Source organism: Psychrobacter sp. S1-30-MNA-CIBAN-0213 (assembly GCF_040309845.1).
GTDB lineage: Bacteria > Pseudomonadota > Gammaproteobacteria > Pseudomonadales > Moraxellaceae > Psychrobacter.
Genome location: NZ_JBEOPE010000001.1, coordinates 353,263 through 379,144, shown reverse-complemented (window position 1 = coordinate 379,144; position 25,882 = coordinate 353,263). Strand labels below are relative to the sequence as shown.

Genomic DNA, 25,882 nt, shown 5'->3' with positions numbered 1-25,882 from the left:
TTTTGTACGTCTATATTATAGCTAGGTATTCATGATTGACCACGCCGTTTATACGCTAAGTATGCTTACCGCAACAGCACTGTTAGCGTACGTGATACTGTGGTCAGGGTTACAAACTTTTAATGCCAATCCTAGCAAGCGCTTTATGCGCATATGGCCAAAGTTGGCATTGTATTATGCGGCTTACACCATGCCGATTTGGGCGCTGCTATTGGTGATCGGTCGAGCACAAAACGTGACGCCAATGCTGGCGCAGTTATCACTACCGATAGTAGTGATTGCGATAGTAGCGATGGGGTTATATTTTTATACCGTTATCGTGCAGCCTAATTGTTTGCGCCTGCACCACCAAACGGTTGATATTGGTTTGAAAGCACCCTTGACCGTAGCGGTATTGGCAGATTTACGGATTGGGTTATATAGTGGTAAACCGCGACATATACGTAAACTTGTTGCGACAATCAACGAGTTATCAGCGGATGCGGTATTGATTACTGGTGATTGGCTTTATTATCCGGGTGCCGATTTAGTCGGGCAACTGATGCTCTTTAAAGGAGTCAATAAGCCTATTTATACGGTAATGAGTGTTTCAGACTTGCGCTATCAGTCGATGAATACCACCAAACAGGGGCAGCCATTATTAGAAGATACTTTAGCTTGCGCTTTTGATGTGCTCGACATTACCTATATTGGTCAGCAATGCCGCTCCCTGCCGCCGATATCTACCCGTTCCGCTACAAATAATCCTCAAAGTGTGCGATCGCAAGGCTCAAATCTTGCACCTCATATTGCGATGTTGTGCGGTTGGCAGGATATGCCGCCTTATTATCTTAAAGGCGCAAGCTTACAAGTTGACAATGCACAGTCTTGTAAAAATCCAGTAACCAAACCTTCTAAGATAGATAAATCTACTCAAAATATCACCGCCAATAGTGATGTCATTGTGGTAGCCGACAAAGCAGAACTTTGTACTAAAATCGAAGAAGCTGTGTTACCAGTTATTATTCTTGCCTCACGCTTTGATAGTATTACAGATTTGCCAAAAGCATTGCAGCCAAGACCACTACTGATTGCAGCTGCTGCAAAATCAGTAAAACCGAGTGACAATTTAAGTCACTCATCGCCGCAGCAACGTTCTAATAGCGAGGCTGGTATTAAATCCACTATTGTCTCTTATACTGGTTTTGATAATAGACGCGGTTTATATCAACATGCTAGCGCACAGGTATTCGTGAGTAGTGGTATTGGTACACGTGGGTCACCATTTCGTCTGCGCCGTCCCACCATCGACGTATTGACGATTCGTTGAGAGTAAGCAAAAGGTTTTACCCATGCTGATAAGTTGCGCTAGACTTAATTGTGAGCCAAGAAGAAAAGTTAAGTTTGAGTTCTCTACAAATAATAGCCAATTGAAGCGCAATTGTTAGTGAGCGATTAAATCAAAATATGCTACACTATCGGGCATTTATATTAGTAGTTGATGTTAATATTTAATGAAGCAGGGCAGCAGTCCTTGCACACGACCTATCATGTAATAGCTTTAACCAAAGCTAGGACAATACAGTAAGGCACAGTTATGAGTACAGCATACGACGACATCAAGACCCGACTACAAGGCTCAATGGTAGCTTTGGTAACGCCCATGCACCCTGACGGCAAGGTCGATTATAAACGTCTGGCAGACCTCATAGACTGGCAGATCGAGCAAGGCACCCATTGCCTCGTTGCGGTTGGAACCACTGGTGAGTCTGCTACCTTATCTATGCAAGAGCACAGTGATGTCATTCAATATTTTGTAAAGCATGTTAACGGCCGCGTACCAGTCATAGCTGGTACGGGCGCCAATAATACGACTGAAGCTATTAAGCTGACCCAAGACGCTAAAGAGGCTGGCGCAGACTGTGCGCTGTTAGTTGCACCTTATTATAATAAGCCGCCACAAGAAGGCTTGTACCAGCATTACAAGGCTATTGCTGAAGCAGTTGACATACCGCAAATGCTCTACAATGTGCCGGGTCGTACGGTCGTAGACATCGCACAACAAACCGTAGAGCGTTTAGCTGATATCGACAATATTGTAGCTATCAAAGATGCAACTGGTTCTGTTGGTCGCGGTGAGCAATTAATTAAAGCTGTCGGCGATAGAATTGTCATCTTATCTGGTGATGATGGCACTGCGCTTGATTTAATGAGAGTAGGCGCAAAAGGTAATATCTCTGTGACCGCCAACGTCGCTCCCAAATTGATGAGTGAAACCTTCACAGCCGCTCTGCGTGGTGATTTTGATACAGCAAATGCGGCACACGATATTGTTAAGCACTTGCATCGCGATCTATTTATTGAGTCGAGCCCTATTCCAGCAAAATACGCGTTACATAAAATGGGTATGATAGATACTGGTATCCGTCTGCCGCTAGTATGGTTGGCTGAAGAACACCATGCCACTATTGATACCGCTTTAGTACGGGCCAACTTACTATAAATATCGGCTAGAAGTTGATTATAGATGCGGTGCTAAATATTACCAGCACCGCCTCCATATGAGTGTCGATTGCTAACTCTGAGAGATAATATGATGAAAGCATCATTAACTACCCCAAAACGACTTACCGCTATACTCACTTTGGTTTTAAGCAGCACTTTAGTATTGAGTGGCTGTCAAGCTACTAAAGAGCTACTTGGCAAGCGCGACAATGGCAGCTTAGAATATCAAGACAGCAAAAAACTTGCCCCACTAGAGCTGCCTGTAGCTCAAGAAGCCGCGCCATTTGTACCGTTATACCCAACACCAAATCTTGGTGCCAACACGCTTAAATTACAGAACCAATCAGGCAAACAGTATCAACTACCAAAGCCTGAGCGTGCAGTTCCAGTGACTGCAACACCTACTAATTAAAGATTTAGATCCCCAGTTATACCGCCAGTCTTTTGGCGGTAGTTGCGCGTTTTTATCATATAAGTTTGAATGAACAGGACCCTCCACCATGCAAAAGCAACAATTGCTCTATAAAGGCAAAGCAAAATCTGTCTATGAGACTGACGACAATGATTTTCTAATCTTACACTTTCGTGATGATACCTCTGCCTTTGATGGCAAGCGAGTTGAGCAGTTGGCACGTAAAGGTGAGGTAAATAACCGCTTTAACGCTTTTATTATGCAAAAGTTAGCAGAAGCTGGTATCGAAACTCATTTTGAAAAGCAGCTGTCAGACAATGAAGTATTGGTTAAGCGTCTCGATATGATTCCAGTGGAATGCGTCGTGCGTAACTTCGCTGCAGGTAGTCTGGTACGTCGTCTGGGTTTGGAAGAAGGTCAAGCACTTACGCCACCTACTTTTGAGCTATTCTATAAAGATGATGCACTTGGTGATCCAATGGTCAACGAATCATTGTCGGTGACGTTAGGCTGGGCGAATGAAGAGCAATTGGCGCAAATGCAAAAGCTAACTTACCAAGTTAACGATGTACTTAAAGCCTTGTTTGAAGCTGGCGACTTGATGCTAGTGGACTTTAAATTAGAGTTTGGTGTGTACCATGATCGCATCGTCTTAGGTGATGAATTTTCGCCAGATGGTTGCCGTATTTGGGACAAAAACACTAAGAAGAAACTTGATAAAGACCGCTTCCGTCAGTCATTAGGTGATGTCATTGAAGCTTATGAAGAAGTTGCTAAGCGTATTGGTGTGCCATTAAGCTAAATGCCTTATTAAGCTCGTGCTGAATACGGATAAAATAATTATAAAGAACTGAGCCCTGCGCTCAGTTTTTTTATGCAAAAAATAACTGAACCACCAAGAAAGATACACGACTAAGAGGCCTTATTATTCATATAATAAATTTTATTTTTTAAAACAGGCTGATTGATACCTATGTCTAAAGCTATTACAACCACTGTGCTAAAGCCAATATGGTTTACTCGTCCAACGTGTGTGGTTGCCGCTGACTTGGTGGGTAAGGTGCTTTGTAGACAGTTAACTGATAGTGATGGAGAGGTCAAAACATTGCGTATGCGTATCTCTGAAACCGAGGCTTATATTGGTGAAGATGATCCTGCCTGCCATTCGCATGCAGGCACCCGTACGTCACGGACTGAGATTATGTATGAGCAAGGTGGGGTGTTTTATGTCTATCTTACTTATGGCGTACATCACATGCTTAATTTAATCAGTGGGCCTGCAGAGTCACCTGAATCGGTATTAATACGAGCTGGGTTTTTAACGGACTGTAGTGATCGATTGATAGGTGAGCAGCATCTTAGCGCTGACAAACAATTAACGCATTCAAAGCAGTTTGCTGGCCCAGGTAAACTGACTAAACGTCTGCAAATTGACCGCACTTTATATAGTAAAACTATTAGTCCTGCATCAAATGTCTGGATTGAAGATGATGGTTGTCAGCCGCCGTTATCGCTACGTCCACGTATCGGCATTGATTATGCTGGTGATGCGAAAGACTGGCTACTGCGTTACGTATGGACGAATCATCCTTCTTTATCAAAAAAGTAAAGGGTATGATTGTTTTGCATGATTTCTTTTTGGGTGATTTCTTCATCAAGTTAAAGCTATGAGGCCAATGTATGTATAAATTGACGGTTTTTATTCCAGACAGTGCTTTAGAGCAGGTCAAATCTGCACTATTTAGCGCGGGTGCTGGGACTATCGGTAATTATGAGCAGTGCTGTTGGCAAGTACAGGGAACAGGGCAGTTCAGGCCATTGGCAGGCAGTACGCCGCATATTGGTATGCATGACAAACTTGAAGAAGTTGATGAATGGCGAGTTGAGATGGTGGTAAATGAGGAGGTTATTCATAAGGTTATTAGCGCGTTAAAAAATGCTCATCCTTACGAGACACCTGCATATGATGTCATCAAGGTTTTAGATTTTTGAGGGTAAGTTTTGCAAAGGCAACAGTAATTGCTTAAATATCAGAGACGAAAAAAAGGCCAAACAAAACCAAAGACTGGCTTGTTTGGCCTAGGGCACCAAAACTTTAACGATGCCAAAAGCTTAACTTCGTGCTAATGCTGATTTCATTAATAATCAGTCTTTTTTAACCTTGATTACATCGAGGTTGGGATAGCTAAGCTCAATCTCATAATCTTGTCCGCCACGTGTTGCCTCAATCTCAAAGATGCCACGTTTTTTCTTCTCATCGAGTTCGATATCTGTGACTCGATAGCCCATCGCACTGACCTTTCTGATCGCACGCTGCCTAATCACTGGATAACGTGATTCGTTTTTGAGCCTATCTTCGACATTGTGACCTTTCTTTTTACCCTTGTCTTTGTACTGACCATTACCATAGTTTTGCTTGTTGTGTTTGTTCTTATCTTTATGATAATCATCGTTATCTTGCCAGTCGTTTGACCAGTCTTTCTTAACTGAACTAATACGCTGAAGGTCAGGATAAGTGTATTTTAATTCGTAAAACTGATTTTTCTTTTTCGCATGGACAACAAGTATTTGGCGACCACGATAGTCATCAGACCTGATATTTACTACATCGTAACCGCTGCGACGTAGCTCTTGGCGTAATTGCTGGCTAGCACGACTGAAACTACCATCACGGTAGACTGGTTGATTATCGTAACCTGATGCCACAGTACAGCCGACGGTTGCGCCTAATAGCGTTACTGCCAAACCTGCTGAGACGGCAGTTTTCATGGTTAATCGAGATAGGAATGTCATAATCTATTTACTCCTCTAGTGAATCAAAGCTCAGTATGCAAATATTTTTTTATCATTACCATTTGTTAGATTATTCTAGATTTATAATGGGTATGACATATTAGAGTGATTAAGGAAATAGCTTCTTAAACTCTCGTATTCATTTGTTATTCTGCTCTTTGAAATAATTTCTTACATAAGCATAGTAGTCTACAAAACTTGATAACAAATGTCGGTAGCGTTAATAAAGTGTAAACGATATGTGTGCGCCCGTAAGAATTCAATGACTTTTGATCAATGTTAATCAGTAAGTAGTAGGTTTATCGCTAACTAGCTAGCGATTTTCACTATAATTAAAGGTGTATAAAGAAAATAAGATAATAAAAATTATATTATTCACAGTGGTTTCGTTGCTAGAAATTTCAGTAGAAGAGAAAGAGTGTAAATAGGGTATAATTTTGACTGAAGTGATATATACCTCTGCAAGTCAATTTGTATGGGCATTCTATCAATTGATTTGCATGTAAATTTGTCGTTTGATCAATGAAATGACTAAAAATTTACTGTATAAAAATTAAGAATATATCATTTTGAAATATTCGTGTAAGCATATGCTTACAAGCAATGACGTTTATGCGACTTAACAGGAAGGTGATAATTTGACACTATAGTCACACGGCATTAGGGAGTGTGACTCAAGGATTGAGTTAACCGCATTAAGGATAATGAGTCATTTACTAGCATCAGGATGATAATAGTAAATGAAGTAAGGATTCACAACCTTTGCTGATAACCGTAGTAAAAAGGGCAGGATGCCCAGTATCACAATATGCTGAATATTATGCAAGGATGTATAAGAAACAGTCGTGATAGGTAACATGGATAGTTAACAATAAAACCGCATAACAATTATTTGCTATGCGGTTTTATCGTGTCTAGACATTGAGAAAGTCTTAATAGATTAAACATCTCATACTTCTTTTATTTTTTAGTCGTTGTTCCAAAAATACCTACCAAACTTTATATAAACACTAGTCAATAAAAAACCGCATGAACTCATGCGGTTTTTTGTTTAGATTAATAGCAATTTAGTATTTATTTTCGCGGCGCCAGTCGTCTACTTCACGTTCAGCATCATCTTTACTGTGACCGTAACGCTCTTGAACCTTGCCTACTAGTTTGTCGCGACTGCCTTCAACATGTAGTAAATCATCATCAGTTAGGTCAGCCCATTTTTGCTTAGCTGAACCCTTCATTTGGTTCCATTCGCCTTTTAGAGTATGTTCGTTCATTGTTATTTTCCTTCTTTTAATTATTAAATTGAATTTTGAGACGTTTCTTCCATCTGTCTTTCTTTGATTTGTAACTTTACTCAGTAGCTATCGGTAAATATCAATAGGCTAGCTAGTGATATCTAATATAGGCGTTCAAAATTGCCTTGTCTGTATACGCAATGTTTAGAGTGTTGCTCTTTTATAGAAATTAGCATGCCTATGTTATGAGTCGCATATTTGTGTAATAACTAGCCTAGTTTCCAGCAAAATACGTAAAAATAGTAAGCAAATTTAAAAGTAATTAGTAAAGATATAAAGGCTCAGTAAATATTTTTTTAAAAGAATTAAGCTTTGCTGCAGATTTAATTATAGACTTATTGTCTAAATGACTATAGCCTTATAGTTGAAATAATAAATACATTATATGCTTGATCAAGCTACGGTAGATTGACAGTGAATACACTTAAAGTAGTAAGTTATACAAAAACGGAAACAAAGCGTGAGCTGGCAAAAGCGAAAACGCGTCATACCCTGCTAAAAAGTGCCTTGCAGCTGTATAGCTTAGAGGGTACTTATGGCATGAGCATGAATAAAATTGCGAAAGGCGCAGGTATTGCCCAGCCCAGTTTTTACAATCATTTTGATAGCTTAGATGCGTTGCAGCATGAGTTGAGCGAACAGCTTAAAGATAACTATTTATCGCCCATGCGTATGGCTTGGGTGAATATGCTAAAAGACTATGCAACGCTGACCAGAGATCAATTCAATCAGCGTTGTCAGCACTGTTTGACCATGATTTTTGATGCAGCGTTTCAGAATATCGAATTGTTTCAACGCTTAATCGAAGACAGTCTGCGCTTTGGTTCAACAGTAGAAGATAAAGGCTTGGGAAGCCTAATTAGCGAGATACAAACAGAGTGGACGGATATATTCATGCAAGGATTACAGTCAGCCGAGTGCTCTTTTGAGAAATCTGAAGTTAACCTCTGTGTCGATATCGCTGCTGCCCAAGTACATGAATTGATATTGGGCTGCCATCAACAACGTTATTCACGACAGCAAGCAATTACGATGTCGAGTAAGAACTTTGATTCACTGTTCAGCAGTTTTTTTACAAAAGAATTGCGAAGAGTAAATGGCTAATTATTTAGTAGCTAGCCATTAAGGTTATTAAAGATATTGAAGTCATAAAACGGAATTTATATCGAAACAAGATATTAGAAATAACAGGGAGCGCGACCATGGCTAATGAACAAATCAAGACGAATGAGCAAACCCATTTTAGAACCTGCAATTTATGCGAAGCCATGTGTGGCATCGTCATCCAGCACGATGGTGACAAGGTGTTATCGATTAAAGGCGATAAAGACGATCCATTCTCCAAAGGTTATATTTGTCCAAAAGCGACTGCCTTGCAGGACTTGCATGAAGACAATGATCGCCTGCGTCATCCGGTTGAAAGAACCGCTAACGGTTGGAAAGAGATTAGCTGGCCAGATGCTCTAGATAAAGTGGCGGCTGGTATTCAGTCGGTACAGAAAAAACATGGTAAAAACGCTCTTGGTATTTATTTAGGTAATCCTAACGTCCATAATCTGGGCGGCATGTTAACGATTAAGCATTTACTCACCAGTATAAAAACGCGTAGTCGTTTTTCTGCGACTTCTATCGATCAACTGCCGCACCATATCGTGAGTATGCATCTGTTTGGGCATATGCTGCGCATTCCTGTGCCTGACGTCAATCGTACCCAATATATGCTCATCATTGGCGGCAATCCACTAGCGTCTAACGGCAGTATTATGACCGCACCGAATATGCGCCAAAAGCTAAAAGATATCAAAGCACGTGATGGCAAAGTGGTGGTAATAGATCCAAGACGAACAGAAACAGCAGATATTGCTAGCGAGCATCATTTTATTCGCCCAGCGACCGATGTCTTACTCTTGCTCGCCATGCTTAATGAAATCTATTTACAAGGTTATGCGGACAAAGCGCGCGCTAAAAATAATAGGGCGGCGGCCTTAGCACCAGAGATTGAGCGCATTGCAGACTTTGCTAAAGACTATAGCGCCGAATCCGTAGCTGATATTACTGGCATTTCTGCAAATGAGATTAAACGACTGGTCAAAGAGTTTTGTGAAGCCGAAAGCTCCGTCTTTTATGGGCGCATGGGCGTATCAGTGCAAGAGTTTGGCTTATTAAGTCAGTATCTCATTATGGTCATTAATATTGTCACAGGTCGCTTGGATGAAGTTGGTGGCCTGATGTTCCCCAATCCTGCAGTCGATGTGGTCAATAACTCAGGCCCAGGCTATTTAGGTAAGCGCCATAGCCGCGTGAGTAATTTGCCTGATTTTAATGGTGATTATCCAGTGGTTGCGATGGCGGATGAGATGCTGGTAGAAGGCGCGGGACAGTTAAAAGGATTTATGACTGTCGCTGGCAACCCTGTACTCAGCACGCCCAATGGTGAAAAATTAGACGAGGCGTTTACCAACTTGGACTTTATGGTCGCTATTGATTACTTTGTCACAGAAACCAGTCGTCATGCGCATATCATTTTGCCACCAGTCTCGCCGCTAGAGCGCGATCATTATGACGTTACCTTTAATAATTTTGCCGTACATAACGTAGCTAAATACTCAAAAGCCCTATTCCGTAAGAAAAAAATTGCCAAACATGACTGGCAAATCTACTTAGAATTGGCAAAACGTTTAGATAAAAAAGCACCACTGGCAACCAGAGTTGAGCGTCTACTAGTAAAGGTTTTGGGACCGAAGTTTGTGCTCAATCAGGGACTAAAGCGTGGGCCTTATAAAGGTCTAAATTTAAAGAAACTAAAGAAAAATCCGCATGGCATTGATTTAGGGGCTCTCAAAAGGATGTTGCCAGAAGCTTTAAAACATAAGGACAAGCAAATACATCTTAACGTTGATTTTTATAAAGCAGATTTAGAGCGTGTACAGGAGATGGTGCAGGACTATGATGATCAGCAGATTCTATTGATTGGTCGTCGCCATGTACGTAGTAATAATTCGTGGTTGCATAACAGCTATCGGTTGGTAAAAGGTAAGCCGCGCTGCACGCTTATGTTGCATCCTGAAACGGCTAAAGAATACGGTATCGAGGACGGTCAAAACGTAAAAGTTACCTCACGCGTTGGCAGTGTGAATATCATCGCAGAAGTCACCGATGAGCTGATGCCAAGAGTGGTGAGCATCCCGCATGGTTGGGGTCACGGCCGTAAAGGTGTGAAACAGAAGATTGCTCAAGCGCATGCAGGCGTCAGTGTGAATGACTTGACGGACGATACGTTAATCGATCAGTTAAGTGGTAATGCGGCGGTCAACGGCGTACCTGTGCAGTTAGAAGCAGTTGAGCCTGAAGTGGTTGATTTGGAGACTACTGATTCAAGCGTTGATTCCGAAACTGAATCTTCCAACATTGAATCTTCCGATATTGAGTCAGGAAATGCTGCATAAAATTAGCATTGCGCTAAATTGAAAGTCTAACATTTGAACAAAGAAGGCATCTATAAGGGCGTCTTTTTTATATCTATTATTCGCTTATGGTTTATACAAGGCGAATACGTATTACGTATGGCTGGTAAAAATTTTCTTGCTTGCTGTGCGCTATGCCAGACAGAGGCTGCGAAAATTTCTACCAGCCAAAATATATTGGCTTTAAAGATACTATCTATGAGAACTCACACCAACAAAGTCAAAATCGACTGGCGGTGTTTCGCCCTGTATCAATAAGCTAATAGCTTTTGCCGAGCCACAAGCATGCGTCCAGCCAAGCGTACCATGACCAGTATTGAGCCATAAATTGTCAAAACTAGCGTTTGTATTGTGACTACCGTGACGGACTTGACCCTTATGCGCGCGTCCTATTAACGGTACGTTTGATGGGGTCATCGGTCTCAGTCCTGTCCAATATTGCACAGAGTTAGCAATGATGCCTTTCGGGAATAGCTGCTGTACACGGCGAGTGATAGCTTCACAGCGTGTGCTATTCAAATCCAAATTGTAGCCATTGAATTCTGCCGTGCCAGCAACGCGCAATTTATCGCCAAGGCGTGAGGTCACGAGCTTAAACTCATCATCAATGAGACTGACAAAGGGTGCTAGGTGAGGGGCGCGCGGATTGATTTGATAAGTGGCCGAGTAGCCTTTGGCAGGGAAGATAGGCAGGTGAATATTGAGAGGCTTCATTAATGCAACGCTATAGCTGCCAAGTGCCAGTACATGGCTGTCTGCACTAAAGGTTTGCGCATTTTCGCCCTTGGGACGGATAGTGATGCTATGGATATGCGGACTAGTAGAGTGGGCGTCAGCGTTTAACGTCAAAACCTCCGTATCATATAAGAACTGCACGCCAGCCTTGGCGCAGCGCTCAGCTAAGCGCTGAGTAAATAGATGGGCATTACCTGATTCATCACGGCTGGTATAAGTAGCGCCTTTGAGCTTATGGGCAACAGGGTAGAGCGCTGGCTCCAGACTGACGGCATTATTGATATCAATGATATGGCGTTCGCAGCCTAGCTCTTGCATACGCTGTGTTGGCACAATGGCGGCATCAAACTCAGCCTGGTCGGTATAAAAATGCATGATACCGCGCTTTTGCTGCTCGTAATCAATACCGATATCAGTACGCAGCTGCTGCAAACTATCTCGTGAATATAATCCTAGACGTACCATTTGTACCAGATTGGCATCAGCTCTATCTGCGCGGCACTCTTGCAAGAACTGCATTGCCCACTTAAGCTGCGCCTTGTCAGCGCGTAAGCGATACAGTAGCGGCGCATCCTCTTTAAACAACCATTTAAGCGCTTTCATTGGGGTAGTAGGATTGGCCCAAGGCGTCGCGTGCGAGACGGATATCTGCCCACCATTGGCAAACGAGGTCTGCATTCCCGCTGCCGATTCTCGCTCAATGACAGTCACATCATAGCCTGCTTGGCGAAGATACCATGCAGTGCTTACACCCACCACGCCTGCTCCGAGTACCGCAATATGTGTCATGAGGAAAATCTCTTAGTGACTGTTTTAGCTGCTTATTTGACAGTTTGCTGCGGTTCAAACAAAAGCTATTGTGGACGCGCAACATCGGCTTGGAGTGCTGGCGGTAATTCTAATAGGGTAAGTTCACTATCATCAAGGTGTGCTGGGCGTGCAACAACTAATGCTTCAAAGCCTTCGGCAGTAGCAACGGCATTGACCACTTGGATTTTATCAAGCTTGTCACCTGCTGCTGGGACATCACCTGAGCCTTTCACATAATGTAAAAATGCTTTGGGTGCCGCTTTAAAGTAAATGCGAGCAATGACTTCTTGACCCAAATAACAGCCTTTATCGTAGTCCATACCACCGCGTTGATGGAGGCGCAGCTCTTGCGGCTGAAATTGACCTTGCGTTGCTGCCACGATCCAATAGTTACCGTTTTCGATACTGCACTGCATCCAAGCTTGAGTATCTGCTGGCGTATTATGATCGTCCTTATGACTAAAGGTCGGCTCATCAGCGAGCACACAAGGGTAAATCGCTATCGGTGCGCTAGTCTCAAACTTTGAAAATGCCCCGAACTTTTTTACATGCGCTTGAAAAGACTCAGCGCAATCGGCACTGATCACTACATCAAAGTGCTTTTCCGCTTGTTTTTTAATCCAAATACCGAATTCAATACGACCTTTTAAATTGCTAAGCGCCGCTGCTTGATAGCTAAGTCCGAGCTTGGTGACATCACAAGTCAATTGCCCTTGTAAGAATTTTTCGGCATCCTCGCCTTGGATGGTTAATTGTGCAAACTGCGGCAAAGTCGATACATTTAAAGATTGAGTCATTGTTATTATCCTTCTGATGGAAGTTTGTCCTAAAGATAGAGGTATTAAAACTATATAAGGCTAGGAAGAGTACCACAAAAAACAAGGTCATAAAAAACGCTGTGGTTAAGCTTTAAATTGGGCACAGCGCCCAGTTTTCAACCGTACAAATTGGTTAAAGGGTACGAGTTACGGTACAATGTTATAACTAGGCTAGAGTCTAGGCTGGGTCTAGAATAAACCTAAATGATGATGGCTGCCGAGGAAATTATGAGCTTACCAAATTGCCCAAAATGTGATGCTGAATATACGTACGAAGATGGTGCGTTACTGGTATGTCCGATGTGTGCTCATGAATGGACGGCGGATGAAACGGATGCGGCGCAAGCTGAAGACCAAGACGCGGTCATTCGTGATGCGGTCGGTAACGAGCTGCAAGATGGTGACGCGGTTACTGTCATTAAAGACTTAAAGGTCAAAGGATCGTCAAGCATTATTAAAGTAGGTACTAAGGCAAAAAGCATTCGTCTATTGCCAGATGCTACTGACGGCCATGATATTGACTGTAAACTTGATGGCTATGGTCCGATGAAGCTTAAGTCTTCGGTAGTTAAAAAGGCTTAAATTAATACGTTTCGTTTAAAAAATGATACTAAAATCTGATAATAATTAAGCAGAAAATTTACTTTTCATAAAATAATAGAAGTTACTAAATAGTAAATTAGTGAATAGAAAGCCACTAAATAAAAGACCACTAAATAGAGAATAACTATGAGCACTAAAAACGAACAGCTTTTCGCACAAGCAAGCAAGCATATTCCCGGTGGCGTCAACTCGCCAGTCCGCGCCTTTGCAGGGGTAGGTGGTACGCCAATCTTTATGCACCGTGCTAACGGTAGCAAAATCTATGACACCGAAGACAATGCCTATATCGATTATGTCGGCTCGTGGGGACCAATGATTTTGGGTCATGCGCATCCAAAAGTGATTGATGCCGTAAAAAAAGCGGCTGATGATGGTTTAAGCTTCGGTACACCAACACCGTTTGAAACCACGGTTGCAGATAAAATTTGTGAAATCGTCCCGAGTGTTGAGATGATTCGTATGACCAGCTCAGGCACAGAAGCGACCATGAGTGCGATTCGTCTGGCGCGTGGCTATACCCAACGTGACAAAATTGTCAAATTTGAAGGCTGCTACCATGGTCATTCAGACAGTCTGCTAGTAAAAGCAGGTTCGGGCATGCTTGATATTGGTGAACCAACGTCACAAGGCGTACCAGCGGATTTTGCTAAGCATACTATTACGATTCCTTATAATAATCCGCAAGCGATTAAGGATTGCTTTGAAAAATGGGATGAAGAGATTGCCTGCGTTATCTTGGAGCCGATTGCTGGCAACATGAATATGGTCATTCCGACCCAAGAGTTCCATGATACTTTGCGTGCAGAGTGTACAGCGAATGGTACAGTACTTATCTTTGATGAAGTGATGACAGGCTTTCGCGTTGGCCTTGGCGGTGCACAAGCGCATTTCGGTATCGACCCTGACTTGACTTGCTTTGGTAAAATCATCGGTGCAGGCTTACCCGTTGGTGCTTTCGGTGGTAAGAAAGACATCATGTCTTGCATCGCGCCACTTGGCGGTGTCTATCAAGCCGGTACGTTATCAGGTAACCCGCTGGCGATGCGTGCTGGTATCGCTATGTTTGAAGACTTAACGGCAGACGGTTTCTATGATGAATTATCAGCGAAAGTAGACCATTTGGTTGATGGTTTTCAAGCGGCGGCTGACAAGCATGGTATTAAGCTGCGTACCAATAAATTGGGCGGTATGTTTGGTATGTTCTTTGTCCGAGACAGTGAGACGACTGTACCGCAGAACTTTGATGACGTGACAGAATGTGATATGGAGGTATTTAATACTTTCTTTCACGGCATGTTAGATCGCGGTATCTATTTGGCACCGTCTGCTTATGAAGCTGGCTTCATGTCTATCAAGCATAGCAATGAAGACATCGAAACTTCAATTAAAGCGGCTGATGAGATATTTGCAGAAATGGCCAATGCTTAACCTATTCTGATTGTTCCAAAGTCATAAGCACCATTAATAAAAGCAATAAAAAACCAGTACCTTAAAAGGTGCTGGTTTTTTTGTGATTATCTACTTTTTATGCTCATCTAATTACTTTTGATGTTTTCAATGTCGGCATCTAATTGCATGCGTCGTTGTTGTGTATAAGTGGTCAAACAACCATTGAGTACCATTTGATAAGCACTACCGCCACGAACCGAATGGGCAGAAAACTGGCAAGCTTTGTCTCGAAAATCAATCCATGCCAGTTGCACCGTTTTTAATTGCTGTTTCTCAGAGCTATCAAGCAAGCGCTGAAAGTTGCGGTAAGACTGGTTCAGTTTTTGGTCTTCTACGGCCAACTCAGCTGCAGTACACTGGTTAATATCGGTTTGAGTATAGGCGTTATCGCAGGTGTTTGCTGCGAATGCTTGAGCACTGACAAACAGTCCTGATGACAGTAAAGCAAGGCCGCCGACTTTTTTAATATGGTTCATAATAAACATATAACCTCCTTCCTTGTATGAAATGACATTTAGCATAACATGGCTATATCTCGAATTTATGAGTGGTTTGGTGAGCGTGTATACGTGATTGCACCTACATTTTTAAGCTAATCGATCCAAGTTTTTGCCCTACATACTGCTAATCAAAAGCGATACGTATAGACCAAAAAATACTGCTAATGACGAACCCAATAAAGTGACTCAGTCGCTTAAAAAATTATTATTAGATTGTGCTATTCTGAGAATAATCATGATAATTAAGCAAGGACGCTAACCGATGAATAATAGCTTTGACAATAATGCGCCTAGCAGCACCGTCCCTCCATTATGGCAAGCAGCGTATGAAAAATATGGACTTAGAAATAATCTAAATGTGTTGGAAGATAAGCACAGTCTGATAGATTTACTACAACCAAAGATTGATCAGTACAGAGATTCTGTGGCTTTTAGTATGGGGCCTGCAAAGCTTACCTTTGCGCAGTTAGATATCGCTAGTCGCCGCTTCGCTGCTTTTTTGCAAGCACAAGGGATAAGCAAAGGCGAGCGTGTCGCTGTACAACTGCCAAATATATTGCAGTATGCCGTGGTGTTACTTGGTTGTTTGCGGGTGGGTGCGGTACTGGTCAATGTTAATCCAATGTATACCCACTATGAGTTGGCGCATCAGCTGACTGATGCTCAAGCCTGTGGTCTTATCGTTCTCGATGGTATGAGCACAGCTTATGAGCAGTTAGAGAATGACGTTAAGGCGCAACTAAAATGGGTCGTTAGATGTTCTATAGATTCTAACGCTGCACCTTCTGATAATGATATTGCCTTATTAAGTCAGATTGGCTCAAATCAAACCCACTCAGCCAATGATTCACATAGCGTACCAGTATCAGCAACTGCTACTGAATCATCGCAAGAAAACATAGCACCTGATAACATAAAGTTTGCACACATTATGCAATTGCAGCGCGCAGAAGACTTGAAAGACGTCACTATTGAGCGCGAAGATTTGGCCTTGTTGCAGTATACCGGTGGTACGACAGGTAAGCCTAAAGGTGCGATGCTCACGCATTACAATGTCATGGCAAATGTCTGTCAGTGTTATGCGATGTTTGGCAGTGCGATTGAAGCGGGACGTAGCGAGCAGATTAAAATACTCAATCCGCTGCCGCTCTATCACATCTTCTCATTTACTGTTTGTGGTTTGCTTGGTATCTATGGCGGTTGGGAAGATATATTGGTTACCAACCCACGTGATATCGACGGATTAGTCAAGATCATCGAGCAGCATCGTCCGCATGTTATTCCTTCAGTCAATACTTTATTCATTGGTATGCTCCATCATCCAAAATTTGCCAGCCTTGATTTTAGTCGCTTGGCGTTATCTATCGGTGGTGGCACCGCGATCATCAAAGCAGTATCTGATCAGTGGCAACAAGTCACCGGTATGATTATCAATGAAGGTTATGGTATGTCTGAAACCTCTCCAGTTATCTCTTTTAATCCACCTGGGATTAGCAGTTTTAATGGTAGTGTTGGTTTGCCGTTAGCAATGATGGATATCAAAATCATTGACGAAAATGGGTCAGCTTGTGCTATTGGAACGCCTGGAGAAGTGGGCATCAAAGGCCCACAAGTAATGCGGGGCTATTGGCGCCAAGACAACACTGATACTTTTACCGAGGATGGCTATTTTAAATCAGGTGATATCGGAGTGATGGATGACGAGGGCTTTTTGACGCTCGTTGATCGTAAGAAGGATATGATACTGGTCTCAGGATTTAACGTTTATCCAAACGAAGTGGAAGCTGCGTTGACTGAGCATCCAAAAGTGCTTGAAGTGGCGGTGATTGGTATTGAAGATGAGCACAGCGGTGAAGTGCCTAAAGCTTTTGTAGTCAAAAAGGATTTGAGCTTAAGCGTCGAAGAGTTACAACAGTTTGCGAGCGAGCGCTTAACAGGTTATAAACGCCCGCAGTCATACGAATTTATCGATGAATTACCTAAGACAGCAGTAGGCAAAATACTGCGTAAATCTTTGCGTTAAATAAGCATCTTACTAAGCCAGTCTAAGCTCTCAAAATATAAAAACACTAGGCTGCAATGTTTAGCAGCCCAGTGTTTTTTATCTATATCTAATATAGCAACTTAAAGGCTTAGCTTTATCGTGCCTTATCAAATTTACGATCTTTTAAGCTTAAGTTACCACGCAGTACATCGGTATACATACGAAAGTCGCTAGCAAAGCTCTTTAGTGGAAACTTGAAAGAGGCAGGTTTGTTTTTTTCAAAGAAAAAATGTCCAACCCAGGCGCAGGCATATCCTGCAGCAATGCCTTTTAGTAATGGTTTTGGCGAACGGGTTTTGACTGACTTTGCCAATCCCAATAAGCCAAAACTACTACCTGCAAAGTGCAAACGACGGCAAGCCATGTTTTGATGCTCATCCAAATAGAAATCATAAAACTTCTGCTTTGTTGGGCTCACTGTCTTTATCAAGTCTCTATTGGCTTTGCCGATACTTTGAGCGTCGGTATTTTTAGTAGTGTTTTGTGTGGTAGTTTGATTCATTTGTTTAGCTTCCTTGCTAACTGTTTATCAAAGACAGGTGTTAGTTCTGATAATTAAAAGGCTTTCTATTTAAATAAAACTTATAGACTGTCATTAAGTGACTGTTATTTATTACAATCTTGATGACTTTTAATGTAGCAAACCGATATCAGTAACACAAGTAATAAGTCTTGATGGAGTGTCTGTTATTTTATTAATTATGTGCTTGACGTTTTACCATAATTTGCGTCACTTGCCACTTTTTGGCATAAATGCTTTAATGGCAAAAATTGCGTCAAATACGTGAGCAGTTTGGTGTAATAAGCACGCGTTTATGTGCTTGTGGCTTTCACACATCTTAGTCGTCTCATTTTGACCAATATCTTCTTTCATTTATCTGACAGGGTAACTATTTTTCCTATGCTCAATAATGACATTATAGATTCGCCGCTTGCTGATGATGAACTGATGGCTGCCATCGATATTGGTTCGAACAGTTTTCATTTAGCTATTGCCCGTCTTGATCACGGTGAAGTTCGAAAAGTGGTTTCCATGTCCGAAAAGGTGCAGCTAGCGGCAGGACTAGATGAGCATAATATTTTAGGCGCTGCTGCTGAGAAGCGTGGTCTTGAATGTCTTAGCCGTTTTGTCGCTCGTCTTGATGCCGTATCACCTGAGCGTATTCGTATCGTAGCAACGAACGCGTTACGCCAAGCCAAAAATGCCAATGATTTTATAAAACGAGCTAACGAAATACTACCGAAGCCCATTGAGATTATTTCTGGACGCGAAGAAGCGCGACTGATTTATCTTGGTGTCTCACATACTAATGCTAGTAGTGATAAGCGCTTGGTTATTGATATTGGTGGTGGTTCTACTGAATTTATTATCGGACAAGGATTTGATCCGCTACTGACTGAAAGCTTGCAGATGGGCTGTGTGGCCTTTACTAAGAAGTTTTTTGCAGATGGGCAGATTACCAAAGAAGCCTTTAATAATGCCATCGTTGCCGCACGTAAAGAAGTGCTGGCTATTAATGGTCAGTATCAAAGGGCGGGCTGGAGTAGTGTCGTGGGCTCTAGTGGTACGATTAAGGCGGTGCGTAATGTACTGGTATCGAAGGGCTGGGCAGATGAGCAAGAGCGTGTCACTTATCAAGGCGTCAAAAAGTTAGAGAAATTGCTGATTAAGATTGGTGATGTAAATGACATTGAGCTGGAGGGTGTGAAAGAACACCGTAAGGCAGTATTCCCAGCAGGCGTAGCCGTACTACGTGCCACTATGAAAGTGCTTGGCATTGAGACTATCGCTTACTCTGATGGGGCGCTACGCGAAGGTGTGATGTATGACATGCTTGGGCGCTTGGCTAGCGAAGATGTACGTGATCGCAGTGTGTTGGCACTAATCAAGCGCTATTCGGTGGATAAAAAACAAGCCAGACAAGTGGTCAGAACCAGCAAACACCTTTTTAAACAAGTTAAAGAAGATTTGCAATTGACCAATGATGATGCTGACGTATTGAGACGTGCGGCATATTTGCACGAGATTGGGCTAGCAATCAGTCACAGTAGCTATCATAAGCACAGCGCCTACTTACTTGAATACTCAGACATTCCAGGATTTTCACAAGTAGATCAAAAGCGTATGGCGCAGTTGATGCTCAACCACAGACGTAAGCTAAAAAGCGATGTGCTTGAGCAGACCTGTAACATTGGCGGTGATAATCTGGTCTATTTATGTCTATTTTTGAGGCTCGCAGTCTTGGCACACCATAGCCGTAGTGAATATGAGCTGCCGGATATACGGCTAGCAATAACTGCTCCCAACTGCTGGCAAATTACTGTCAGCACCGATAAAACACATTATGCTTTTTTGTTTTCAGACCTTTGCGTTGAAATTGAACAATTTGCAAGATGGGGTATTAAGCTTAGCGTTGTTGAAGCCACGTTACCAGCGTAGCCTGTATGTCTCAGGTAGCTAAATAAATACATTACAAAAGCGTTGTTCGCAGTAATGCCACGGTATATAAATTGTGCTACTATAAGTTTTATTGAGTTTACAACTGTACCTTATTTCTAATTGCTAGTAACAGTTACTTATTGATAGCTTGTTAGGGTCATTTTAATGAGTCATCAATTTAGCCTCAAATCAATTATTACATGTGATATTGCATCTTATAAATCAGATAAAACGACAAAAGGGAAACGTCTATGAGTACCGTCTGGGATAGCGTTCAGCTTGCACGGCATGCCAAACGTCCATTATTTATGGACTATGTTAATCAGCTGTTTACAGAGTTTGATGCATTGCACGGTGATCGTGCTTATGCTGATGACAAAGCAATTATTGGTGGCTTGGCACGCTTTGATGGTATGCCAGTAATGGTCATCGGACAACATCGCGGTCGTAGTACTCGCGAGCGCATTGCTCATAACTTTGGTATGGCCAATCCTGAAGGTTATCGTAAAGTGATACGTCTGGTGAAAATGGCAGAGCGTTTTAACATTCCGGTCATGACTTTTGTAGATACGCAAGGTGCTTATCCAGGTATTGGTGCTGAAGAGCGCGGACAGGCGCAAGCAATTGCTGAGAGTATTGCGGTATTTTCAAGTCTAAAGGCGCCTATTATCGTCACCATTATCGGTGAAGGCGGTTCAGGTGGTGCATTGGCGATTGGGGTTGGTGATAAAGTAAACATGCTACAAAACAGTATTTACTCGGTCATTTCTCCTGAAGGCTGCGCGTCTATCTTATGGAAGACTGCTGAGAAAGCGCAAGATGCCAGTGAAGCATTGAAGCTAAATGCCATCAATCTTTATCAAATGGGTTTGATAGATGCGGTCATCGAAGAGGGCGAAGGCGCACACCTTCATCCACAGCCAGTGATGAATTCGCTAAAAGCGCTTCTTCTTGAGCAGCTAGATGAAATCAAAGATATGGACGCAGACGTTCGTTGTGAGCAGCGTTATGAAAAGCTAAAAACCTTTAACTCAGAAGTCATGTTGCCTTGCTGATTTAATATAAAGCTTTTCATATAAGATGCTTAACCTTAATGCTAAAATAAAAACGTGTCATTTTATGGCGCGTTTTTTTGTTTATAAATGTGAATAAATAAGACTGATTATGACTAGTAGTGCCATCTTGCAATATCCTATTGAGCCAGTAGCAGCGTTGCCAATTGATGATGATTTGGCCAAGGCCTTATTGGCCAGTATGGCTGAGTATAGAAGTCAGCTACACGGTCGGCGCATCTGGCTGGCATGTAGTGGTGGCCGTGATTCTTTGGCATTAGCAGCGCTATGTGTGCAGTTATATCGACAAGGTAAACTGCCGTTTTTGCCGCAACTATTGCATGTCAATCATGGGCTACAAGTAGATAGCCATTATTGGGCGGAGCATGTTGCTAAGTGGGCGCACATTCAGCAAGTACCTTGTCAGGTGTTAGTCGCCAAGGTAGACGGTCATGATGAGCAAGCGGCGCGGCAAGCACGTTATCAAGTTATGCGCGCCCATATCAATCAAGAGGATGTTCTGCTCTTAGCCCATCATGCTGATGATCAAGCTGAGACGGTTTTAATGCGCTTGATTCAAGGGGCAGGGGTCAATGGCTTGTCGGGTATGCAGGCGTGGCGAGTACAATCGCAAGGCGCGCATCGCAATGTATTGTGGCGACCTTGGTTGTCGGTACGTCGTGCTACCATCAGTCACTATGCTCAGCAGTTAAAGCTGCCTTATATCGATGATCCTACCAATGAGGCTGGCGATAATGTGCGTAGTGGCTTGCGTCGCGAGGTGCTTCCAGCGCTCACAGCTTACAACACTAATGCAATAGCCAATATTGCTCGTAGTGCGCAATTACTCGCGGATGCTCAGGCTATTGTGAGCGATCAAGCAAAGCAAGACTTGCAGCAAACGGCTATTGTTCCGCCCGCTACTGTTTCGAGTTATCCACCGTTTCAGCGTGTACTGAATATTGATGAGCTACATACATTGCCTGTTTATCGGCAACGGCAATTACTGCACACTTGGCTAACGCAAGATGAACCACTGCCACCGCCTAAACAACTTGTAGATGATGTCTTAAGCTTAACTGAGCGTAATGATCACGACCATCAAACCCAATTAGATTGGCAAGGACGTACCCAACCATACAGCATCCGCCGTTATCGTCAGCAATTATATCGTCTTAGTAGCACTTGGCTCGAATGGCTAGCGTTACCACTTACTGGACAAACGCAAACTTTACCTCATTCAAGTTTGGCTCAAAACGTTTTTGCCAGAAATAGCTTGTCTCAAGATAAGTCAGCAACAGTTACATTGCGTACAGGGAAAGGTGTTGATTGGCAATTAGAGATTGCGCTCAATACCTTGATACAGTCTATAAGCGATAAGTTTATAAGCAATAAAGATGAGATTGATCTGAAGTTTGCGCCATTAGGTCGGCAACAGCGCGTTCAAACTGCTCTCGCCACGCGTCCGCAAGCAGGAAAAAAACTCTATCAAACGCTTGGAGTGCCTGTATGGCTGCGGGATAGCTTAGTGGTCGTTAGTGCTGCATCTGCTCAGAAAGATGAAGAGTTGCCGTTATTGCTAGTATCGCCATTTGAAAGTTGGGTGCTAGGAGCTGATAAATCATTAGCAAACGCTAGAAACGATAGTAATACTTTAGAAAGTGCTATCAGAAATGTGCTAAGCGTAAATGAATGAATTTGACTCAGAATGGTTTAAGAAGTTAATTCATCATTTTTTCTTATCATTTTGATATCTATTATTTGAGTACCTTCGTAGCATTCTTGATTATCTTCTCCACTATACTTAAAGCCTAATTTTTTATAGAAATTAATAGCAGTCACATTAGCGTCCAATACCCATAAACAAAAATGGGCATTGCTATTAGATTCTAATATGTCCTGCAACGACGTTTTCATTAATTTGGTGCCTATACCTAGTCCATGAAAGTCGGGTAAAACATATAACGTAGTGATTTCATAATTGTTATTATCATCAAAGTATCCAATAAATCCCAAACTATTATGACTAGCATCATATGCTATCCAAACGATGACATCGGGATGAGATATCAATTGCTGCCACATTTTCGTCTTTTCAAATAAGCTGTTTTTATCTTTAATAAAAGACTCAGGTAGCAGACCTAAGTAAGCGGCTTGCCAACTTTTGAAGTGGATGCTAGCTATATCGGCAAAATCTTCAAGATTAGCTTTACGAATAAAAAACATCACTTACTCCAGAAGTAGTCCGAAAATTATTTAAATAATAGGCTCCTTAATCTACCAAGCAAGCTATGCAAGAGTCTGTAACCATTAAGTGTTTGAACTGGTCCTAACATCACTGCTAGCGTCATCAATTTATCAAACAGCTCCCGTGGCAGTATGGTAGACTAAGTGTCATTTTAGATGTCACGATATACTTTAGAAAACTATACCTTTGAATAACTTGAGTTTTGTTAGTAGGGAATAATAATGTCAGTACTAGATAATAAAAAGATCAGCTTTATCGGTGGCGGAAACATGGCGCAAGCTTTAATCAGTGGGCTTATTGCCTGCGGTGTTAAGCCTGAGCTAATAACCGTATCAGCACCTAGCGCCGAGACGCGTGAGCAGTACGCTGATCAAAAAATGAATACAGTTGATGCCAGTGTAAATCCAAAGGCTGCGGTCATTGATGCTGACGTCATCGTCCTAGCGGTAAAGCCCCAAGTTATGAAAAAAGTCGTCAGTGAATTTGCTGATGCCCTAGACAACCAGCTAGTGATATCAGTGGCAGCGGGGCTATCGACTGATATCCTATCTACCATGCTTGGTGGCTACCGTAATATTGTACGCGCGATGCCAAATACGCCTTCTAAAATACAAATGGGCGCAACTGGGTTATACGCGACTGATGATATCAACGAAGCACAGAAGCAGCTGGCAACAGCAGTTATGGAAGCTTCAGGTCTGGCCATGTGGGTAGATGATGAAGAGCATATGCATGCGGTGACCGCTGTTTCTGGTTCAGCACCGGCCTATGTGTTTTATTTTATCGAATCGATGATTGACGGAGCAGTTGCGTTAGGTCTGGATAAAGAGCAAGCATCCGCGTTAGCTATTCAGACTGTATTAGGCGCAGCCCAGATGACTATTGATAGTGATGACAGTCCAGCCGAGCTACGTCGTAAAGTCATGTCGCCGAATGGCACTACGCAAGCGGCTATCGAATCCATGCAGAGTAATGAGATTGGTCGCCTAATTGCTGAAGCAATGCAGGCCTGCTATGACCGTAGCCAAGCACTAAGTAAAGAAAATGAATAGTCTAATAAGAATTTAATTTAATAAAAAAATCCTTTAATATAAATAAGCCACGGCTGTAATGGCATTTAATAGTGGCACATTGAGTAGCGTTTCATGAACAACATGTTGTTGCAAATTTTTGATTTAGTCACCACTTTCGCCATGATGCTGGTGTTTATCCGCTTTATGCTGCAGTTTGCAGGGATGGATGCAAGCAATCCTATGATTGCCCCTGCTTATAAAGCCACGCGTATCGTAGACACGTTTGGACGCATTTTTCCGACGGTTGCTCAAGGTCGTATAAGCATTGCGGCGATTGTGCTGATGTTTTTAATCCGATTGATTGATATCTCTGGTAAAGCCGCGTTAACGCATAAAGGTATTGCGCCTGCACCGTTGTTTTTCGCTGGTACCACCAGTTTGATTTTAGACTTTTTACGCATGTGCCGCTATTTAGTTATTGGTTCTATTATTGTGAGCTGGATTGTGGTGTTTACCAAATCTGAGCATCCTATCATTGGTATCATCATTAATTTGGCTGAACCTATCTTAGCGCCGTTTCGCCGCATCACGCCAAACTTAGGCATGCTTGATTTATCGCCAATGGTTGCCTTTGTTGCTTTTCTTCTGCTCGAGATGTTTATCGGCGGCTTGGCAGCGAGCTTCATGCCAATGTTGGGCTAAGCAATATTTCGTATCCAATACTATTCTTAAAAATATTTACTATAAAAAGGACGCTCTCTTAATAGGGCGTCTTTTTTTATGCCTGTTCTCATTTAAGTTTACTTTTGAAAGGTGATAAAGCGGTTCGGGATCAATTGTGCGCTGCTATCTTCAGGATGTGGATTATCTGCTGCAATCAGGGTTTGCGTAATCCAGCGGTCAGCAGCTTTGACCGCAGCAATCAGCTCGTCACCCATCGCTAAACGTCCAGCGATGAAGCTGGCTAATGAACAGCCAGAGCCATGAAATTCGCCTTCTAAGCGTGGCAAAGTACTTTGATGTACCATTTCACCGTGCACATACAAGTATTGCTCAATATCGCCACTATCAAAGTCGTGAGAGGTTTTAACCAATACAGCATGACTCCCTTGTGCACATAATTTTTGCGCAGCAATATGTAGATCTTGTTCACCGCTTAATGCGCGTAGTTCATGAGTATTTGGCGTGATTAGCGTAGCGTAGGGGAGCAGCTCTTTGAATGCTGTGACCAACGTTTGCTCATCGCCCAAGCTACCACCACTATTGGCAACTAACACAGGATCAAGGACAAAAGGCGTATCTTCATTGATAGTCTGCTGCGCAAATAAGCGCGTCAACATAGCAATGTTGTCTGTGGTGCCAAGCATGCCCGATTTAATAGCGCGAACTGGTAAATCATTAAGTACCGTTATTGCCTGATCCTTTACCAGTGTTGCAGCACAAGCGTCAAAGCCAAATACCTGTTGCGAGTTTTGCACAGTAATAGCAGTACAGGCGACTGCGGCATGTCCACCTGCTGCTCCGATTGCTTCAATATCTGCTTGTAGCCCTGCACCACCTGAAGGGTCTAATCCAGAAAAACATAACACCACTGGTCGCATAACGTTCCTTTTCGTATTTTATTATGATTATCAAATAAGACAGTCATTTGACTACTCTCAAACGACTACTAAATAGTTAATGTGTATTTACCAATTATTATTAGTTATTAATCACTATAGCTAG

At 42.5% G+C, this 25,882-nt stretch carries 24 protein-coding genes; 16 read left to right on the top strand and 8 right to left on the bottom strand.

The window, feature by feature from the left end; genetic code table 11:
- Nucleotides 1-31 precede the first annotated feature (31 nt).
- The 6 genes from AAEY87_RS01590 (at nt 32) to AAEY87_RS01565 (ending at nt 4,888) form a co-directional block, all read left to right on the top strand.
- Nucleotides 32-1,309, top strand: a complete 1,278-nt coding sequence (locus tag AAEY87_RS01590) for a hypothetical protein (RefSeq protein WP_350655651.1) — start codon at nt 32-34, stop codon at nt 1,307-1,309.
- A 267-nt stretch (nt 1,310-1,576) separates the two neighbouring features.
- Nucleotides 1,577-2,482: a 4-hydroxy-tetrahydrodipicolinate synthase gene (dapA, locus tag AAEY87_RS01585; protein ID WP_350655650.1), complete on the top strand. Its 906-nt coding sequence runs from the start codon at nt 1,577-1,579 to the stop codon at nt 2,480-2,482.
- Between the two features lie 90 nt (nt 2,483-2,572).
- The gene (locus AAEY87_RS01580) at nt 2,573-2,896 is read left to right on the top strand and encodes a hypothetical protein (RefSeq protein ID WP_227514092.1); all 324 of its coding nucleotides are present in this window, start codon (nt 2,573-2,575) and stop codon (nt 2,894-2,896) included.
- An 88-nt stretch (nt 2,897-2,984) separates the two neighbouring features.
- On the top strand, nt 2,985-3,698 hold the full coding sequence (gene purC, locus AAEY87_RS01575) for a phosphoribosylaminoimidazolesuccinocarboxamide synthase (RefSeq protein ID WP_068033906.1): 714 nt from the start codon (nt 2,985-2,987) through the stop codon (nt 3,696-3,698).
- Nucleotides 3,699-3,869: 171 nt separating this feature from the next.
- Nucleotides 3,870-4,505 carry a DNA-3-methyladenine glycosylase gene (locus AAEY87_RS01570; protein WP_350655649.1) on the top strand — a complete coding sequence of 212 codons (636 nt, stop codon included), beginning with the start codon at nt 3,870-3,872 and terminating at the stop codon, nt 4,503-4,505.
- A 71-nt stretch (nt 4,506-4,576) separates the two neighbouring features.
- Nucleotides 4,577-4,888 (top strand): YqfO family protein, encoded by a 312-nt coding sequence (locus AAEY87_RS01565; RefSeq protein WP_350655648.1) that lies wholly within the window; start codon nt 4,577-4,579, stop codon nt 4,886-4,888.
- 153 nt (nt 4,889-5,041) lie between these two features.
- Here the strand turns inward: AAEY87_RS01565 and AAEY87_RS01560 are convergent, their stop codons facing one another.
- Both AAEY87_RS01560 and AAEY87_RS01555 read right to left on the bottom strand, forming a co-directional pair.
- On the bottom strand, nt 5,042-5,689 hold the full coding sequence (locus AAEY87_RS01560; RefSeq protein ID WP_350655647.1) for a hypothetical protein: 648 nt from the start codon (nt 5,687-5,689) through the stop codon (nt 5,042-5,044).
- 1,067 nt (nt 5,690-6,756) lie between these two features.
- Nucleotides 6,757-6,960 (bottom strand): CsbD family protein, encoded by a 204-nt coding sequence (locus AAEY87_RS01555; RefSeq protein ID WP_350655646.1) that lies wholly within the window; start codon nt 6,958-6,960, stop codon nt 6,757-6,759.
- A 435-nt stretch (nt 6,961-7,395) separates the two neighbouring features.
- Between AAEY87_RS01555 and AAEY87_RS01550 the strand changes: the two genes are divergently transcribed.
- Together AAEY87_RS01550 and AAEY87_RS01545 are read left to right on the top strand one after the other, a co-directional pair.
- The gene (locus tag AAEY87_RS01550; protein WP_350655645.1) at nt 7,396-8,085 is read left to right on the top strand and encodes a TetR/AcrR family transcriptional regulator; all 690 of its coding nucleotides are present in this window, start codon (nt 7,396-7,398) and stop codon (nt 8,083-8,085) included.
- A 98-nt stretch (nt 8,086-8,183) separates the two neighbouring features.
- Complete coding sequence (locus tag AAEY87_RS01545) at nt 8,184-10,427, top strand: molybdopterin oxidoreductase family protein (protein ID WP_350655644.1); 2,244 nt, start codon at nt 8,184-8,186, stop codon at nt 10,425-10,427.
- Nucleotides 10,428-10,637: 210 nt separating this feature from the next.
- Here the strand turns inward: AAEY87_RS01545 and AAEY87_RS01540 are convergent, their stop codons facing one another.
- On the bottom strand, nt 10,638-11,969 hold the full coding sequence (locus tag AAEY87_RS01540) for a D-amino acid dehydrogenase (protein ID WP_350655643.1): 1,332 nt from the start codon (nt 11,967-11,969) through the stop codon (nt 10,638-10,640).
- Between the two features lie 65 nt (nt 11,970-12,034).
- Nucleotides 12,035-12,787, bottom strand: coding sequence for a CAF17-like 4Fe-4S cluster assembly/insertion protein YgfZ (gene ygfZ / locus AAEY87_RS01535; protein WP_068033923.1), 753 nt, complete (start codon nt 12,785-12,787; stop codon nt 12,035-12,037).
- Between the two features lie 249 nt (nt 12,788-13,036).
- Here ygfZ and AAEY87_RS01530 point away from each other — a divergent pair, with 249 nt between their 5' ends.
- Entirely contained in the window at nt 13,037-13,390 is a 354-nt protein-coding gene (locus AAEY87_RS01530) for a zinc ribbon domain-containing protein YjdM (RefSeq protein ID WP_350655642.1), read from the top strand.
- A 147-nt stretch (nt 13,391-13,537) separates the two neighbouring features.
- Nucleotides 13,538-14,839, top strand: a complete 1,302-nt coding sequence (gene hemL, locus AAEY87_RS01525) for a glutamate-1-semialdehyde 2,1-aminomutase (RefSeq protein WP_350655641.1) — start codon at nt 13,538-13,540, stop codon at nt 14,837-14,839.
- Nucleotides 14,840-14,946: 107 nt separating this feature from the next.
- Here the strand turns inward: hemL and AAEY87_RS01520 are convergent, their stop codons facing one another.
- Nucleotides 14,947-15,345 carry a lysozyme inhibitor LprI family protein gene (locus tag AAEY87_RS01520; protein ID WP_350655640.1) on the bottom strand — a complete coding sequence of 133 codons (399 nt, stop codon included), beginning with the start codon at nt 15,343-15,345 and terminating at the stop codon, nt 14,947-14,949.
- Between the two features lie 277 nt (nt 15,346-15,622).
- Between AAEY87_RS01520 and AAEY87_RS01515 the strand changes: the two genes are divergently transcribed.
- A complete protein-coding gene (locus tag AAEY87_RS01515; RefSeq protein WP_350655639.1) occupies nt 15,623-17,383 on the top strand; it encodes an AMP-binding protein in 1,761 nt (586 codons plus the stop codon).
- A 115-nt stretch (nt 17,384-17,498) separates the two neighbouring features.
- On the opposite strand, the gene AAEY87_RS01510 is transcribed toward AAEY87_RS01515, so the two are convergent.
- Nucleotides 17,499-17,906, bottom strand: a complete 408-nt coding sequence (locus tag AAEY87_RS01510) for an Mpo1-like protein (RefSeq protein ID WP_350655638.1) — start codon at nt 17,904-17,906, stop codon at nt 17,499-17,501.
- A 399-nt stretch (nt 17,907-18,305) separates the two neighbouring features.
- Between AAEY87_RS01510 and ppx the strand changes: the two genes are divergently transcribed.
- From ppx to tilS, 3 genes are all read left to right on the top strand, one after another.
- Nucleotides 18,306-19,844, top strand: coding sequence for an exopolyphosphatase (gene ppx, locus AAEY87_RS01505; protein WP_068325536.1), 1,539 nt, complete (start codon nt 18,306-18,308; stop codon nt 19,842-19,844).
- Between the two features lie 251 nt (nt 19,845-20,095).
- A complete protein-coding gene (locus AAEY87_RS01500) occupies nt 20,096-20,899 on the top strand; it encodes an acetyl-CoA carboxylase carboxyltransferase subunit alpha (protein WP_068033939.1) in 804 nt (267 codons plus the stop codon).
- 109 nt (nt 20,900-21,008) lie between these two features.
- Nucleotides 21,009-22,592, top strand: coding sequence for a tRNA lysidine(34) synthetase TilS (gene tilS / locus AAEY87_RS01495; RefSeq protein ID WP_350655637.1), 1,584 nt, complete (start codon nt 21,009-21,011; stop codon nt 22,590-22,592).
- A gap of 17 nt (nt 22,593-22,609) precedes the next feature.
- On the opposite strand, the gene AAEY87_RS01490 is transcribed toward tilS, so the two are convergent.
- A complete protein-coding gene (locus tag AAEY87_RS01490) occupies nt 22,610-23,122 on the bottom strand; it encodes a GNAT family N-acetyltransferase (RefSeq protein ID WP_350655636.1) in 513 nt (170 codons plus the stop codon).
- 243 nt (nt 23,123-23,365) lie between these two features.
- Here AAEY87_RS01490 and proC point away from each other — a divergent pair, with 243 nt between their 5' ends.
- Both proC and AAEY87_RS01480 read left to right on the top strand, forming a co-directional pair.
- Nucleotides 23,366-24,196, top strand: a complete 831-nt coding sequence (gene proC / locus AAEY87_RS01485; protein ID WP_350655635.1) for a pyrroline-5-carboxylate reductase — start codon at nt 23,366-23,368, stop codon at nt 24,194-24,196.
- 93 nt (nt 24,197-24,289) lie between these two features.
- Nucleotides 24,290-24,859, top strand: a complete 570-nt coding sequence (locus tag AAEY87_RS01480; RefSeq protein ID WP_068033945.1) for a YggT family protein — start codon at nt 24,290-24,292, stop codon at nt 24,857-24,859.
- A 98-nt stretch (nt 24,860-24,957) separates the two neighbouring features.
- Here the strand turns inward: AAEY87_RS01480 and AAEY87_RS01475 are convergent, their stop codons facing one another.
- Complete coding sequence (locus tag AAEY87_RS01475; RefSeq protein ID WP_350655633.1) at nt 24,958-25,758, bottom strand: hydroxymethylpyrimidine/phosphomethylpyrimidine kinase; 801 nt, start codon at nt 25,756-25,758, stop codon at nt 24,958-24,960.
- Nucleotides 25,759-25,882 lie beyond the last annotated feature (124 nt).

Coding starts and splice junctions, on each gene's coding strand:
- ppx (WP_068325536.1), top strand. CDS start 18,306: ATGCTCAATAATGACATTATAGATTCGCCGCTTGCTGATGATGAACTG.
- AAEY87_RS01530 (WP_350655642.1), top strand. CDS start 13,037: ATGAGCTTACCAAATTGCCCAAAATGTGATGCTGAATATACGTACGAA.
- dapA (WP_350655650.1), top strand. CDS start 1,577: ATGAGTACAGCATACGACGACATCAAGACCCGACTACAAGGCTCAATG.
- tilS (WP_350655637.1), top strand. CDS start 21,009: ATGACTAGTAGTGCCATCTTGCAATATCCTATTGAGCCAGTAGCAGCG.
- AAEY87_RS01570 (WP_350655649.1), top strand. CDS start 3,870: ATGTCTAAAGCTATTACAACCACTGTGCTAAAGCCAATATGGTTTACT.
- hemL (WP_350655641.1), top strand. CDS start 13,538: ATGAGCACTAAAAACGAACAGCTTTTCGCACAAGCAAGCAAGCATATT.
- AAEY87_RS01500 (WP_068033939.1), top strand. CDS start 20,096: ATGAGTACCGTCTGGGATAGCGTTCAGCTTGCACGGCATGCCAAACGT.
- AAEY87_RS01565 (WP_350655648.1), top strand. CDS start 4,577: ATGTATAAATTGACGGTTTTTATTCCAGACAGTGCTTTAGAGCAGGTC.
- AAEY87_RS01510 (WP_350655638.1), bottom strand. CDS start 17,906: ATGAATCAAACTACCACACAAAACACTACTAAAAATACCGACGCTCAA.
- AAEY87_RS01475 (WP_350655633.1), bottom strand. CDS start 25,758: ATGCGACCAGTGGTGTTATGTTTTTCTGGATTAGACCCTTCAGGTGGT.
- AAEY87_RS01545 (WP_350655644.1), top strand. CDS start 8,184: ATGGCTAATGAACAAATCAAGACGAATGAGCAAACCCATTTTAGAACC.
- AAEY87_RS01520 (WP_350655640.1), bottom strand. CDS start 15,345: ATGTTTATTATGAACCATATTAAAAAAGTCGGCGGCCTTGCTTTACTG.
- AAEY87_RS01580 (WP_227514092.1), top strand. CDS start 2,573: ATGATGAAAGCATCATTAACTACCCCAAAACGACTTACCGCTATACTC.
- proC (WP_350655635.1), top strand. CDS start 23,366: ATGTCAGTACTAGATAATAAAAAGATCAGCTTTATCGGTGGCGGAAAC.
- AAEY87_RS01515 (WP_350655639.1), top strand. CDS start 15,623: ATGAATAATAGCTTTGACAATAATGCGCCTAGCAGCACCGTCCCTCCA.
- AAEY87_RS01540 (WP_350655643.1), bottom strand. CDS start 11,969: ATGACACATATTGCGGTACTCGGAGCAGGCGTGGTGGGTGTAAGCACT.
- AAEY87_RS01555 (WP_350655646.1), bottom strand. CDS start 6,960: ATGAACGAACATACTCTAAAAGGCGAATGGAACCAAATGAAGGGTTCA.
- purC (WP_068033906.1), top strand. CDS start 2,985: ATGCAAAAGCAACAATTGCTCTATAAAGGCAAAGCAAAATCTGTCTAT.
- AAEY87_RS01480 (WP_068033945.1), top strand. CDS start 24,290: ATGAACAACATGTTGTTGCAAATTTTTGATTTAGTCACCACTTTCGCC.
- AAEY87_RS01490 (WP_350655636.1), bottom strand. CDS start 23,122: ATGTTTTTTATTCGTAAAGCTAATCTTGAAGATTTTGCCGATATAGCT.
- AAEY87_RS01590 (WP_350655651.1), top strand. CDS start 32: ATGATTGACCACGCCGTTTATACGCTAAGTATGCTTACCGCAACAGCA.
- ygfZ (WP_068033923.1), bottom strand. CDS start 12,787: ATGACTCAATCTTTAAATGTATCGACTTTGCCGCAGTTTGCACAATTA.
- AAEY87_RS01560 (WP_350655647.1), bottom strand. CDS start 5,689: ATGACATTCCTATCTCGATTAACCATGAAAACTGCCGTCTCAGCAGGT.